This window comes from Variovorax sp. YR750 (assembly GCF_900109805.1).
In the GTDB taxonomy this organism is placed as follows: domain Bacteria; phylum Pseudomonadota; class Gammaproteobacteria; order Burkholderiales; family Burkholderiaceae_C; genus Variovorax; species Variovorax gossypii.
Genome location: NZ_FOBJ01000017.1, coordinates 15348 through 29982, shown reverse-complemented (window position 1 = coordinate 29982; position 14635 = coordinate 15348). Strand labels below are relative to the sequence as shown.

Here is a 14635-nt window from a genome sequence, read left to right as displayed (position 1 = left end):
CCTAGCCCGATATTCGATCCCCTCCGGCCCAAGAACAGCCTACTCCCGCAGCGTGAACACTACAGAGAGGTAAGAGACCGGCTGGGTCCGAATGGCCTCGATCCCATGGAGTGCACTCGCATCGAACAGCAGCGAGTCCCCTGCCCTCACCTCCACAGTCCTGCCGCCATAGCGGTAGCTGACCTCCCCGGACAAGAAGTACAGGAACTTGAGGCCCGGATGCTGGAAGGTCACGTAGGGATCGGCGCCGGGTAGCAGCGTGACCAGATAGGGCTCGACGAACAGGTTGCCCGAAAGCAGATGACCCAGCAGCTCGTAGCGGTAGTCCGCCACGGCGCCGATCCGATCGACCAAGACACCATGTCCTGCACGCACATGGCAAAAGTCAGTGCGCCGCGCCTGATCACTGAAGAAGCGTGAGGTCGGCACATGCAGCCCCTGCGCGAGGCGCTCCAGTGTCTCCACCGAAGGCGAGACCAGACCGCGCTCGATGCGCGAAAGCATCGAGGCAGAAATCCCCGAGGTCTTGGCCAGTTCGCCGCCAGACACCTCGGCCGCCATGCGCAGCGCCCTCACCTGCGCGCCGATGCGTGCTGCGGACAGACTGCGCACGACAGGTGCGGATTGCCTCGGGCGGAGACGCGTCACCGAGACCGGCAGCCGCAGAGGTCGGGCCGTTGGCAGAGGCGAAGCGACTTGTCGACGCGTCATTTGAATCTCACTCCGCTCCAGATAGTTGAGCTGACGAGGAAAGAAATCTGATCGAAACAAAACACACTATGCGTTTTGTTTTCAGCCATTTTGCCAGAATCCGTATCGCAACCAAACTGATAGTTTGTGTACTCTTAGTGTTGGAGATTGAAAACTTGGGCGCATGCCCCGAGTAGTTGCAAACAAGCCCCAGCCACTGGACTCCGCGTCCAGCAAAGATCTGAAGCGTCTGCAACAAGCATTTGGCGAGCATCTGCGCGCCCTACGACACGACCGCCTCATTACGATCGAGCAACTTGCGGAGTTGGCCGGCTTGCACCCCAACTACGTTGGTTCTGTTGAACGCGGCGAGCGCAACTTGTCGCTCTTCAACGTTTGGAGGCTGGCCGGCGGCCTGGAGGTCTCGGTATCCCAACTTGTGGAAACGCTGCCCGCGCGGGTAGTCAAACGTGTCCGCCGAGCCGGCTAGCAGTCCCAGCCACATTCAGACAAAGTACCTCGTAGCCGAGTAATCTTGTGCGGTCAATGAACCCCGTCCTTCGCGACCACTCAGGCGGCCGTTGGCTCGAAATGCGCAAGGTCGCAAAGGCGATGAATGCGATGTTGCAGGCGCAACGAGACGGATTGGGCGGGTAGGGAACCGCACAGCTTCGTTCGCCTTGCATAAGGGAAAGTGCACCACTGCGCTTGTTGATCGAGCTTTCCCGCGCCCCCTACACTCGTCCCCAACCGAGGAGAGAAGGTATGGACTGGATCGGCATGGTGGTGGGTTCGGTGTGCGGTGCCGTTGGTGCACTGATCGCGACGCTGATACTTGGCAAGAAAAGCAGCGAAGGGGTGGGACGTCTGGTTTCCCTCGCCGTATTCGCGATGCTTTTCGGCCTCTCTCGCGAGTACGTGACGCCAATCCTGCACGCTCACTACAACGCATACGGGATTGACAGTGAGCTGTCGAAGTCGCCTGCGTGGGTTGCCATGAAGGCATACGAGCCCGTAACGTACAACCGCATTCTTGACGCTGCACGGATTCGCCTCAAGGCGGGCGAAAACATGGGTAAAGTCTCAGATGAGATGGCCGCAAACGTTCAGGCGCTAATTCTCAAACGCGTCCCAACGACCAGCGATGCTGCCGCCATCGCGTACATGCGCGTGATGATGGAAGAGATCAAGGTGCTGCGTGATCGTGGCGACGACTCCTGCTACCGTTTCCTTATGCCCGAAGGCGCCGTAGGTCACTCCGATCTGATCGGAATGCTGCCCAGGGATCTTTCACAGCGAGACGGCGACGCACTCGCAGAAGTCTTTCGTGCTGCCGTCGTTGAAGCACGGCCTGTCCCGACTGAGGCCCAGTTTATGGAGGCCTTCGAGCCTGTGGTGATGTCCCTTCAAGCCTTGAACCCGCGTTATGTGGCAGACATGGAGGCTATTGGCAAGCCGCAGACCACGCTGGGGAGCAAACGCTATGCATGCGAACTAACAATGGCGCTGTACGGCGAGGTATTCAAGTTGCCTCGCGAAGCAGCAGGGCTCACACTCCGCTACCTCATCGCAGCCGGCGGGTAACAAATGCACCTGAGTGGCGGCCGGTCTGCGGCATTTGCTGCGTTCGCGCTGGCGGCATCTGCTTGCCAAGCGGCGGGTATCGAACAAATTATGGCGTACAGATATCTCAAGACGCAGTTCTGTATCGAGCGCGCTGTGGGTCAGCGATGGCATAAACGATACGGAATCCGAATTGTGATAAATCGTTGGGGAATCAGCGAACCCACGCTTGAGGGGTTGGCCCGAGGGCCGGCAGAACTGCGAAGAGCTGACGCGCGTTGCCGCCGAGAAAATGAGATCTCGGACGAACCCCGACCTTCGCGATGAGGTCCAGCCGCTCGCGACTATCCTGCCGTGGCGCAAGCACGACATCAAACAATTTGCCGGTACTTTTGTCGGTATCTTCGGAATTCAGAATAAATAAACTCCAGATTCATGCGCCCTACAGCCTAGTTTTCGATTCCTGTCGAAGCACCAGCAAGCCGTTGATGTTCAACGGCTTTTTTTTCGACCGGAACATGCGTGGGACATTCAGCAGATTTCGGACGCTGAAGTCGGCAGCCCCATCCGTTCGTCACGCTCGTGCCGCGCGGGCTTCCTAGCCCGCCAACTCCCGGCAGCGTGCGGCGTCCAGTGCATGGCCGCAGGCGTGGAACTCCCGCGCCGCCGCGACGAAGCCTTCGCGTGCGGCAGCGACACGGCCGGCGGCCCGTTCGATGTGCGCCTGCGCCTCGTGCAGCGAGGCGTACCAGGCCGGCAGCTTCATCACCACGTTGGCCAGGTATTCGGACTGCTGCTGGTGGCTGGCCGCCAGGTCCAGTTCGTGCGCTCTCGCGGCCGCGATGGTGGCCGGGATGGCGAAGGTGATGCGGCAGCCGGGGCAGCTTTCCAGCGGGCCGCGCACGTTGGCCTCGGCCTCCTCCAGCACGCCCAGCGCAGCATCGGGCTGCGTGGCCATCGCGATGCGGGTGCCGTAGATGCGGTCCAGCAGGTGGAAACCGACGTCGGACTGGCGCGCGACGTCGAGCGCTTCGTCGAGCAGGCCGCGCGCCCGGTCCATCTGCCCGCGGTAGATCGCCAGTTCGGAACGGCGCTGCAGCGACAGCGCTTCGCCTGTCGCGCCGCCGATCGCGCGGTGCATGCGCCCGCCCGCCACCAGGTCCTGCTCGGCGGCGTCGAGCTGGCCGCTGAGCAGCCGGGCCTCGCCGCGCAGCGTGACCGCGAACGCATGCCCGCGCGCCGCGCCCAACTGCTGCGCCTGCGTGGCCAGCGCATCGGCGAACGCGATGACCTCGGCGTACGGCCGCGAGCCGTACAGGAAGCGCTGCGTGATGCACAGGTGGCCATCGAACACGCGCACCGCCAGCTGCGGCAGGTGGCTCGTCTCCTTGAGGTCGGCCCACACGCTGCTGTGCAGGTCGCCGCGCGCGTGGGCCGCCGCGGCCTGCGACCAGGAGGCGATCACGAGCGTGCCTTCGTCGCCGGTCTCCAGGGCGATCCGGCGCACTTCGGCCGACCGGCGCGTACCTTCGGCGGGGTCCCCGAAGCCCAGGGCCGCCGCGCCGCTGTACGCCAGCGCTTCGGCCAGCCGCCCCGCCACCGTGGTGGGATGCACGTCCCGCAGGTACTGCAAGGCACCGGGCGGGTCGCTCATCTTCACTTGCGCCAGGGCCCGCTTGGCGCGCAGTTCGTGGGACAGCGCCTCCGGAACGACGGCGGCGGCCGCATCGTAGGCGGCCAACGTGCCAGGCCGGCCCAGCGCATCCAGGGACTCGGCACGCAGCGCCAGGGCTTCCGGCTGCGCCGCCCGGTGCGCGAGCAGCGGCTCGACGTGGCGCAACACGTCCTCGTAGGCACCGAGGCGGAAGGCCTGACGCGCAGCCGCCAGCGAACACGGCATCGCCCGCTCGGCATCGCCCGCGGCAAGCCAGTGATGGCCCACCAGGCCCGGTGCCGCACCGCCTTTCGCGAGCCGCGCCGCCACGTCGCGATGCAACAGCACACGCCGGTGCGGCGGGATGCCTTCGGCCAGCGCGTCCCGCACGAGTGCGTGGCGGAAACGGTAGCGGCCATCGGCTACCACCAGCACGCCCGCGGCCAGCGCCTGGTCGAGCCGCGCCAACGCGTCGTGGCCTTCATCGGCGGCCAGCGCCACGGCCGTAGCCACGTCGAAATCTTCGGCCGACAGGGCCAACCGGCGCAGGGCCTCCGTCGCGCCGGGGTCCAGGTCGCACAGGCGTTCGGCCAGGGCCGACGACAGGCTGCGGGACATCACCGCCGTGGCGCCGTCTGAGCTGGCCGCTCCGCGCGCGAGCTCGACCACGGCAAACGGCAGGCCTTCGGCACGACGGGCGATGGCGGTGGTGGCCTCGGCCGTCATCGGTGCGTCGGCCGAGCGGGCTGCGAGCAGCGCCGCTTCTTCCTCGGACAGCGGGCCCAGTTCAAGGGCCTCCAGCTGGCCGGCGCGCTGCAGGCGCGAGGTGTTCCGATCCAGCAGGGGCGGCAGCGCGTGCCGGCATGCGAGCAGCACGAACACCGGGGGGCCGCTCGCAGCCAGTTGCGTCAGCGCCTGGGCGCTCGCGTCGTCCGCCGCGTGCGCATCGTCGACGATGAGCAGCACCGGCTTTTGCGCGGCGGTGGCCAGCAGCAGCCGGCGCACGGCGCCCACCATCTGGTGGCGCCCGAGCGGCAGGGCCAGCGGCTTCACGTCGCCCGAGGCGGTCATCTGCGCCAGCACGGCCTGGGCGTGCACACCGATAGCCTGTGCCGCGTCGGGCAGCTCGCCGAGCAGGGGCTCCACCAGGTCGGCCGCGATGCCGTAGGGCCGGGTCCAGTCGCCGGCCTGCAACGAGCGCACCTGCCAGCCCAGGCCCCGCGCTTCTTCGGCGAGGCGGCGGCAGAACGCGGTCTTGCCCATTCCTGCCGGCGCGCGCACCACCGCGCCCCCCGGACGGCCCGCGAGGCTGGCGCGCAGCCAACCCAGGACACGCACAAGTTCCATGGCACGGCCGACGAAACGCGGCGCGGCACCTTCCAGGCCCGCCACGCATTCGCGGTACAGCGCCTCGGCCGGCGGGCCGGGACGCATGCCCAGGGTCTGCTGCAGATGGTCGCGCAGGTGGCCGTACCAGCGCAGCGCCGAAGAGCGTCGCCCGGCCGCCAGTTCCTCGCGCATCAGCTGCACATGGGCCGCCTCGTCGGTGGGGTCTTCGCGCACCAGCCGTTCCAGGTCGCCGGTCTGGCGCAGCAGCTGCAGGAACTTGTCGCGCAACCGCTGGCGCGGCGCCTCGGTCCAGGCTTCGTAGCGGGCGTCCGGCAGGAGGTCGCCACCGTAGAGCTGCGCGGCCGCCTTGCAGGCCTGCGGGTCGCCGCCGTGCAGGGCCTCGTCCGCTGCGCGCTCGAACCGGTCGACGTCGCACGCCACAGCCTGGTCGGGCAGCAGGAAAACCCGGCCGCCTCGCAGCACCAGGGCGTCGGGCCGGCCGATGAACTGGCGCGCGTGGTGCGCCGCCTTGCGCAGGTTGGCGCTGCCTGCGTCGGGGTCCAGGTGCGGCCACAGGGCTTCCACCACCTGCTCGTTCGCCAGGCTGCGTCCGGGCTGCAACGCCAGCAGCTGCAGCAGCTCGGCGGCCCGCCGGGTCAGCGGCACCGGCGGAGCCGGCGGGTCATCCCCGGCCAACCCCACGCTCAGGCGGAATGGGCCCAGCAGCCGGATCGACACGGCATCGAACGACGGAGTCGGTGGGGGCGACATCGCGATTCCTTTCCACCGGCACAGGCCGGGAACGTTTCAGGAACGCCAAGCGTGGAGGATGAGTATGCCGTCTATCGAACCTGGCGGGTGCAACGAATAGACGCACCACCCCCGCGCCCGCGGACCCTCAAGGAGTACCTCATGCATATCGCAAAAGACACAGTCGACGTGAAGATGGAAATTCCCGGTGCCGTGATCCGGCAGCGTTTGAATTTCGGTGACGCGACCGGCTACAGCAAGATCAGCGGCGAGTACTTCACGCTGTCGGCGGGCGTCGACACGACGCCGCTCTTCCAGGGCCTGAACAACCACAACTCCTGCCAGTGCCCGCACTGGGGGTTCGTGCTCAAGGGCCGGATCACCACCACCGACGACGCCGGGGAGCAGGAGACCGTCCAGGCCAACGACCTGTTCTACTGGCCGCCCGGCCACAACGTCAAGGTCGACGCCGACGCGGAGATCGTGATGTTCAGCCCGCAACACGAGCACACGCACGTGATCGACCACATGATCGAGAAGGTGAAGTCATGAACCCGAACAAGGCCCTCTGGGAAAAAGGCGACTTCACCCGCATCGCCGAGAGCATGCGCGAGAGCGGTGAAGACGTCGTGCGGCACGCGCACATCACGCCCGGCATGAAGGTGCTGGACCTCGGCTGCGGCGATGGCAACACCGCCATCCCGGCCGCGAAACTCGGCGCACAGGTGCTGGGCGTCGACATCGCCGCCAACCTGGTCGCCGCGGGCAACCGGCGGGCAGCCCAGGCCGGGCTGTCGGCCAGCTGCCGGTTCGAGGAAGGGGACGCCTGCGACCTGCGGCTCGAGAACAAGTCCTTCGACCTCGTCATCAGCATGTTCGGCGCCATGTTCGCGCCCAAGCCCTTCGACGCGGCACGGGAGATGGTGCGTGTCACGCGCCCGGGCGGCCGCATCCTCATGGGCAACTGGATCCCGAACGACCCCACGCTGGTGGCGCAGATCCTGAAGATCAGCTCGTCGTATGCGCCCCCGCCGCCCGAGGGCTTCGTGAGCCCGATGGGCTGGGGCTCGACCCCGAACATCATCGAGCGCTTTGGCGCAGCGGGCGTCGCTTCGGAGGCCATCAGCTACGAACGCGATAGCTACATCTTCGACTTCAAAGGTTCACCGGCGGAGTTCGTCGACACGTTCCGGCAGTTCTACGGCCCGACCATGAATGCATTCGACGCGGCAGCCCAGGCGGGGCGCACCGACGAACTGCGCACGGAACTGGTGACGCTGTTCCAGAGCCAGAACCAGAGCCAGTACCCCAACACCTGCCTGATCGCCGCGACGTTCCTGCGAGTGACGGTGGAAGTGGGCTGATCCGCGGTGTCCCGTCGCCCGGCCGGCACGAACCGCGGGAAGCGCTCGCGCTCCCACGCGCGGCCTGCGGCTCGATCCTCCTTCACGCCCGCGCGCGCTGCGGTTGCATCACGCCCGCCCCCTGGTGGCTGGCCAGCTTCGCGTAGATGCCTTGCTGGCGCAGCAGCTGCTCGTGCGTGCCGGCTTCGGCCAGCGCGCCGTCGTCCAGCACCAGGATCAGGTCGGCGTCGCGGATGGTAGACAGTCGGTGGGCGATCACGAGCGTGGTCCGGTGCTGCATGAGGACGTCCAGCGCGCTGCGCACCTGCATTTCCGAGAGCGTGTCCAGGTGCGAGGTGGCCTCGTCCAGGATGAGCACCGGTGCGTTCTTCAGGAAGGCGCGGGCGATCGAGATGCGCTGGCGCTGGCCGCCCGACAGCTGCATGCCGCGCTCGCCGACGCGCGTGGCCAGGCCGTCGGGCAGGGTCTGCACGAAGCCCGTCAGGGCGGCACGCTCCAGGGCCTGGGCCAGTTCCTCGCTGCCGGCGTTGGGGCGGGCCAGCCGGATGTTCGCCTCGAGCGTGTCGTTGAACAGGTAGGTGTCCTGCGACACCAGCGCGACGCGTTCGCGAAGGCCGTCGAGCCGAAGCTGGCGCACGTCCACGCCGTCGATGCTGACGGTGCCCTGGCGGGGGTCCCAGAACCGCAGCAGCAAGCTGGCCACGGTGCTCTTGCCCGCGCCGGAGGCGCCGACCACGGCCACCGTGGCTCCGGCCGGAACGGTGAAGCTCAGGTCGCGCAGGGCGTCCCGCGTCTTGCCGGGGTAGGCGAAGAAGACCCCCTCGAAGGCCAGCGACAGGCCGTGGGTCGACGCCGGCGGAAGCAGCGGACCGTCGACGACCGGCTCGGGCTCGTTGTTGACCACATGCAGGCGACGGGTGGCCGCGATGGTGTCGGCCAGCTGCCGGCTGACCTGCGAGATCTCGGACACCGGTAGGAAGGTGGCCGACGCGATCAGCACCAGCAGCGGCAGCATGCCGGCGGGCAAGGCACCGATGGCCACCTGCCATGCGCCGATCACGGCGACGGTCAGGCCGCCCAGCCCCATGGCAATTTCGAACCACGCGGTCTGGCGCGACAGGTCGTCCAGGATCTCGAGGCGCCTCGTGCGGCTCTGGTCGGCCACCGCGAGAAACTGCGCGCGGCGGCGCCCCGTGGCCTGGAAGGCGGTCAGGTCGGCAAGGCCCTGGATGGTCTCGGCGGTGTGGGCGCTCATCTCGCCCAGCGCGTGACGGGCACGGTCGCCCAGTGCGTCGACCTTGCGCCGGCCCCTGATGGGCGACACCAGCGCATAGGCCAGGAACGGCAGCAGCGCCAGGGCGACAGGCCAGCTGTACGCCGCCAGGAAACCCAGCACCGACAGCGGCACCAGGACCGAGACGATGGCCGGCGCGATGGTGTGGGCGTAGAAGTACTCGACCATTTCCACGTCGTGCGTGGCCAGCGCGACAAGGTCGCCCGAGCGCCGCTGCAGCAGGTAGGCAGGCGCCAGCCGCTCCAGCTTGTCGTAGAGCTTGATGCGCATGTCGGCGAGCAGCCGGTAGGCCATGGCGTGCGCCAGCCAGGACTCGAGCCAGTGAAACAGCGCGGCCAGCGGCGCAGCGACCAGCAGGCCGACGATCAGCGCGGTGGTGTCGCGGCCGTCGCGTATCGCGGCCACCACCAGCGCGCTGAGCACGCCGACGCCGATGAAGGCCGCCACGCGCGCAACACCCAGCAGGATCGTGGCGATCAGCGTGCCGCGCCAAGGCTGTACCACCGACAGCAGGGTGGCCAGCGTGGCCTTCCAGCCGACCTTGTCGGCATCGGCGTCCAGAAGGCGCGGCTCCGGCCTGCGACCGCCGTCGTCATCGACATCGACGTCGCCATCTTCTCTTGAGCCGCGCGGCGAGGCCGTCTGCGCCGCCGCAGGCGCCGGAGCGACGGCGGTGTCGGTGCCGGCCAGGTCGAGCGCCTGCTCGTGCATCAGGCGGTGATAGAGGCCCTGCTGGCGCATCAGCTCGGCGTGCCGGCCCTGCTCGACCACGCGCCCCTGGTCCAGCACCAGGCAGCGGTCGGCGCCGATGATGCTGGCCAGGCGATGCGCCAGGATCAGCGTGGTGCGCCCGGCCATGAGTCGGTCCAGCGCCTGCTGGATCAATGCCTCGTTCTCGGTGTCCACCGACGACAGCGCTTCGTCCAGGATCAGGATGGGCGCGTCGCGCAGCAGCGCGCGTGCGATCGCCACGCGCTGGCGTTGGCCGCCCGACAGCTGCAGGCCGCGTTCGCCGATGGGCGTGGCGTAGCCCTGCGGCAGCGCCATGATGAAGTCGTCGATGTTGGCGGCACGCGCCGCGGCGCGCACCTGTTCGTGGGTGGCGTCGGGCCGCCCCAGCCGCAGGTTGTCGTCGATGGTGCCGTGGAACAGCGTGATGTCCTGGCTGACCAGTGCGATCTGGCTCAGCAGCGTCTGCGTGTCGAGGCCGTTGATGTCGTGGCCGCCCACGCGGACGGTGCCGGCCTGCGGCACGCACTCGCGCAGCAGCAGGCGCACGATGGTGGACTTGCCCGCACCGCTCGGGCCCACGATGCCGACGCGCTCGCCGGCCGCGATGCGGAACGACAGGCCCCGGTGGGCGGGACGTTGCGGCGAGTACGAGAACGCCACTCCGTCGAATTCGATGGTGGGTTCCAGGCGCGCCGGTGCGGCAGTCGCCTGGGCAGCGGGTGCGGCGGTCACCGGTTGGGCGTCCATCAGCGCGTGGATGCTGGCCGCGGCGGACTGGCCCAGCATGCCCCGGTGCAGGACGGAACGCAGCTCGCGCAGCGGCCGGAAGATCTCGGTGCCGGCCATCAGCACGATCAGCAGCGCCTCCACGCTCATGTCGCCGGACGCCACCCGCCAGGCGCCCAGTGCCAGCGCCAGTGCGGCGCCCAGCGCCACGCCCAGGTCGCTGATGCCGCGCGTGAGCAGGCTGACCGAGAGCACCCAGAAAGTACTGTCGGAGAGCTTGCGGGCGCGCGCGGCCAGGCGCTCGCCCCAGGCCTTGCCCTGGCCGTAGGACTTCAGGGTGGGCAGGCCCTGCACCGCGTCGAGGAACTCCTCGCCGAACTCGTCCATGGAACGGCTGCGCGCCAGGCTGGCGCGGCGGTCCAGCATGTGCACCGCCATCGGGCCGAACAGCGCGAACAGCGCCGCGACCAGGAATACCAGCGCGGTCGGCACGTCCCAGAAGGCGATGACCGCGAAGATCGCGAACGGCGCCACCGCCGCGATGACGACCTGCGGCAGGTACTGGCCGAAGAAGGTCTGCAGCTGCTCCACGCCGTCCACCACCGTCAGCATCACGCCGCCGGTGCGCTGGTTGGCGAACCAGGCCGGGCCCAGCGCCACGATGCGGTCGTACAGCCGCGCACGCAGCGCCTGCTGCATGTCGGCCGAGGAACGGTTGGCCTGCACCGTGCGGAGGTGGTCGAACAAGGCGCGCAGCAGCACCATGGCGCCGACGCAGGCGGCCGGCGCGATCCACTCCTTGGCGGGTGCTCCCTCGAACACGCGCGCCAGCAACTGGCCGAGGAAGACGTAGCGGGCGATGCCGGCGGCCAGCGCCAGCAACCCCAGGAAGATGCCGCCCGCCATGCGCAAGCGCAGTCCCGCGGTCAATTGCCAAAGCCTGATGTCGAAGTACATGTCGGTCGATGCTTTCTGCGAAGCCGCGATGGTCTTGCATCCGCCGCACGTGCGAAAGCGATAGTTTTTCAATCGGGAGTTGAGATAAATTGCACCCTCCGACGACCTGCCGTTCATTCCGATCCTCATGCCGCCCCTGGCCGCCTTGCGCGCGTTCGAAGCCGTTGCCCGCCTGGGCAGCCTGAGCCGTGCCGCGTCGGAACTCAACGTCACGAAGAGTGCCGTCAGCCATCAGCTGCGTGCGCTGGAGGCCGACCTGGGGGTGCTCCTGCTGCACCGCGGCGGCACGGTGCGCCGCGCGCAGACCACCGAGGCCGGTGCCGCGCTGCTGGCATCCGTACAACAGGCCTTGACCCTGCTCGAGACCGCCTGCGGCAATGCGCGCGCCAGCGCCCGAGGCGGGCGCCGCCGCAGCCTGAACGTGTCGGCCAACCCCTCGCTGGCCGCGCTGTGGCTGGCGCCGCGCATCGGGCGCTTCATCGAGCTGCACCCCGACATCGACGTGCAGGTGTTCCTGCACGCCAGCCAGGACCCCGCCTGGAAGGCGCAGGACATCGACCTCGCGTTCCTGCATGTGCGCGACCTCGGGCCGCACCTGGCGGCGCCCGGCGACATTCCGTTGATGACCGAAACCGTGGTGCCGGTCTGCAGCCCGGCCCTGGTCGCGCCGCACGAGCGCGACGATCCGGCCGTGTTCGCGCGCCACCGCTGGCTGCAGGAAAAGCATGTCGACAGCCCCGAGACCGACTGGCGCACCTGGCGCGTGCGGCTGGGCCTGCCGGAAGGCGCCGGCCAGGATCCGCTGGTGCTCAGCGGCCTGTCCACCGTGGCCGCCGCTGCGGCGGCGGGCGTCGGCATCGCGCTGGGCCGGGCGCCGCTGATCGACGACGAGCTCGCCCGCGGCCGGCTGGTGGCGCTGACGCCGGGCCTGAGCATGCCCGGCTCATGGGGCTATGTGATGCGGATCCACGCCAACCGGCCGATGGACGCATCGCTGCCGACGCTGGTGGAGTTCCTGACCGAAGAGGGCCGCCGCGCGCCGACGTGGTGACCTTGCATGGCCCGGGGTGACCGGACGAAGGCCCGGACGCCGAGTCCGGAAAGCCTCGCCCCGCTCGCGGCGCGCTAGAAAAGATGCTGCTGCGAGGTCGTCAGGGCCGCGAAGCTCTTGCCCATGGGCTGGAGGATGGCGTCGGCGATCGGCTGCAGTTGCCGGCTCAGGTAGTGGTCGTAGTCGATGCGGGAGTGGAGGGCCTCCATCGGCTCCGGGCCGCTGCGGGTCATGACGTACCGGATCCAGCCGCCGTTCTGGTACTGCCTGGGTCGGTGGAGCCGGTCGTTGTGTTCGTCCGCGATGCGCGCGGCGCGCACCTGCGGCGGCACGTTGACGAGGTAGGCATCGAGGCGATGGCGCAGGCGCTTCCTGTAGACAAGCAGCTCGTCCTTGCCGCCGGACAGCGTCGAGCGCACGTACTCCCTCACGAACTCCTCGTAGGGCTCGCCCCGGAAGATGCGCGAGAGCAGCCCCTCCTGGAACTGCCGCGCCAACGGGGTCCAGTCGCTGCGGGCCATCTCCAGGCCGCGGTAGATCATTTCCTCCTTGCCCGCGGCGTCCTTGCTCAGGCCGGCATAGCGCTTCTTGCTGCCCACGTCCGAGCCGCGGATGGTGGGCATGAAGAACTTGCTGTAGTGGGTATCGAACTCGATCTCCAGGAAGTTCTCAAGCTTGTGTGTCTCGCGAAGGGTGCGCGTCCACCAGTCGTTGATGTCCTTCACCAGGCCCGCCGCGACGGCATGTGCCTCCCCGTTGGCGTGGGTGCGCCCGAGCCAGATGAAGATGGAGTCGGTGTCGCCGTAGATGGTCTCGTAGCCCCGGCGCTCCACGAATTCGCGCGTGAGCTTCATCATCTCGTGCCCGCGCAGGGTCACGGCGGACACCAGCCTGGGATTGAAGAAACGGCATTCGGACGCACCCAGCACGCCGGCGAACGAGTTCATCAGCAGCTTCAGGGCTTGCGACAGCGGTTCGTTCCTGGCCCGCTTGGCCTCGTCCCGCGCGCGCCAGAGCGTGGTCACGATCTCGGGCAGGCAGTGCCTCGTGCGCGAGAAGGTCGTCCCCTGGGGCCCCTGGACGAGCATTGAAGGGTCGGCGGCGTTGGCGCCTTCCACGAGGCCCACGGGGTCGACGAGGAAGGTCCGGATGATCGAGGGATAAAGGCTCTTGTAGTCCAGCACCACGACGGAGTCGTAGAACCCCGGCTTCGAGTCCATCACGTAGCCGCCGGGAAAGGCCTTGCTCGCGATCTCGCCCACGCTCGGCGCCACGTAGCCCAGGCGATGCATGCGCGGCAGGTAGTGGTGGCTGAACGCCGCGATGGAGCCGCCGAAGTGGTCGATCTGCAGGCCCGTGGTCTGGGCCCGCTCCATCACGAACTGCAGCAGCTTCGCCTTCTCGAAGATGCGCAGGACCAGCTCGCAATCCCGGATGTTGTAGAGCGCGAGCGCGGGCTTGTCCTCCTGGTAGCGCCGCTCGATCTCCGCCATCTTGTCGTACTCGTCGCCGATGGCCTTGCCCTCGCCCAGCAGCGCCTGCGAGACGCTCTCCAGGCTGAAGGAGGGAAAGCTCCACATCGCGGCCCGCAGCGCCTCGATGCCGTCGACGATCACCCGCCCGGGCACGGAGGCGAACAGGTAGCCCTGCTTGCCCGGATGGGTGCGCCAGTCGATGGTGTGCCGATCCCGTCCAAGAAGGAGTTGCGCCCCGCAGTCGTCGGCCGTCTTCTGCAGCACGCGCAGGTCGAACTGGATGACGCTCCAGCCGACGATGACGTCCGGGTCGTTCCTCTCGAACCAGTCGTTGAGCTTCTCGATCATGGACTTGCGGGTCGGGCAGTAGACGAGCGAGAAGTCCGCACTCGCCGCTGCCTCGCCCGGCACGGCCGGCGGCTCGCCCAGCATGAAGACGGTCCGGTCCTGTGTTGCGTCCAGCGCGATGGAGTAGAGCGCCTCGTACTGGCTGGTCTCGATGTCCAGGGACACCATCCTGAGCGCCGGACGGTAGTCGGGCGCGGGCCTGAGCCTGCAGTCGACGAGCGCGCAACGGTCCGTGTGCCCTCCTTCCACCTGCACGCCGGCGGTGATGAACCGCTCCATGAGGTGGCGGTCGTGCGGGCGCACGTCGGCCTCGAGCAGCGGGATGTCCTGCGCCCGGAGTGCGCGCGCCAGCCGGCCGATCTGCCGGAAGTGCTTCGCGTAGACACCGACGACGGGCTCCTGCTGGAAGTTCTTCAATTCGAGCTCGCGAATCTCCATCCCAGGCATGGCGGCCAGTTGAGCCTCCACCGCCGCGCGGTGCCGGGTCGCGACGAAGGCGACGGAGGTCTGGGAAGTGAGCACGACCCGCATCGGCCCCGCATCCGTGGCCAGCCAGTATTCGATTTCCGTGCCTGCCGGGGCATCCCGCCAGTGGCGGGTGAGGATGAAGCCCTTGAGTTCGGTGGGCGCCACGGGAGGCTGGAGCATGGGGGTGCGAGGAAGGGCGGACTCGGTCACCACCGATTCTTGCGCAGTCGCCAC

General features: G+C 68.2%; 9 protein-coding genes. 5 read left to right on the top strand and 4 right to left on the bottom strand.

Going from position 1 to position 14635, the window contains the following annotated elements; translation table 11 throughout:
* Positions 1-39: 39 nt before the first annotated feature.
* Complete coding sequence (locus tag BMY35_RS29310; protein ID WP_093206523.1) at positions 40-612, bottom strand: helix-turn-helix domain-containing protein; 573 nt, start codon at positions 610-612, stop codon at positions 40-42.
* Positions 613-874: 262 nt separating this feature from the next.
* Here BMY35_RS29310 and BMY35_RS29305 point away from each other — a divergent pair, with 262 nt between their 5' ends.
* Both BMY35_RS29305 and BMY35_RS29300 read left to right on the top strand, forming a co-directional pair.
* Positions 875-1180, top strand: coding sequence for a helix-turn-helix domain-containing protein (locus BMY35_RS29305; RefSeq protein ID WP_093206522.1), 306 nt, complete (start codon positions 875-877; stop codon positions 1178-1180).
* A gap of 275 nt (positions 1181-1455) precedes the next feature.
* Positions 1456-2274 (top strand): hypothetical protein, encoded by an 819-nt coding sequence (locus BMY35_RS29300; RefSeq protein ID WP_093206521.1) that lies wholly within the window; start codon positions 1456-1458, stop codon positions 2272-2274.
* A gap of 577 nt (positions 2275-2851) precedes the next feature.
* Here BMY35_RS29300 and BMY35_RS29295 read toward each other — a convergent pair.
* Positions 2852-6007: an ATP-binding protein gene (locus tag BMY35_RS29295; protein WP_093206520.1), complete on the bottom strand. Its 3156-nt coding sequence runs from the start codon at positions 6005-6007 to the stop codon at positions 2852-2854.
* Between the two features lie 141 nt (positions 6008-6148).
* Here BMY35_RS29295 and BMY35_RS29290 point away from each other — a divergent pair, with 141 nt between their 5' ends.
* Both BMY35_RS29290 and BMY35_RS29285 read left to right on the top strand, forming a co-directional pair.
* On the top strand, positions 6149-6538 hold the full coding sequence (locus BMY35_RS29290) for a cupin domain-containing protein (RefSeq protein ID WP_093206519.1): 390 nt from the start codon (positions 6149-6151) through the stop codon (positions 6536-6538).
* Entirely contained in the window at positions 6535-7350 is an 816-nt protein-coding gene (locus BMY35_RS29285) for a class I SAM-dependent methyltransferase (protein WP_093206518.1), read from the top strand. The genes BMY35_RS29290 and BMY35_RS29285 overlap by 4 nt, the downstream gene beginning before the upstream one ends.
* Before the next feature lie 82 nt (positions 7351-7432).
* On the opposite strand, the gene BMY35_RS29280 is transcribed toward BMY35_RS29285, so the two are convergent.
* A complete protein-coding gene (locus tag BMY35_RS29280) occupies positions 7433-11059 on the bottom strand; it encodes an ABC transporter ATP-binding protein/permease (protein ID WP_093206517.1) in 3627 nt (1208 codons plus the stop codon).
* 127 nt (positions 11060-11186) lie between these two features.
* Between BMY35_RS29280 and BMY35_RS29275 the strand changes: the two genes are divergently transcribed.
* A complete protein-coding gene (locus BMY35_RS29275) occupies positions 11187-12110 on the top strand; it encodes a LysR substrate-binding domain-containing protein (protein ID WP_093206516.1) in 924 nt (307 codons plus the stop codon).
* A gap of 74 nt (positions 12111-12184) precedes the next feature.
* Here the strand turns inward: BMY35_RS29275 and BMY35_RS29270 are convergent, their stop codons facing one another.
* On the bottom strand, positions 12185-14581 hold the full coding sequence (locus BMY35_RS29270; RefSeq protein WP_177213738.1) for a DNA polymerase II: 2397 nt from the start codon (positions 14579-14581) through the stop codon (positions 12185-12187).
* Between the last annotated feature and the right edge of the window lie 54 nt (positions 14582-14635).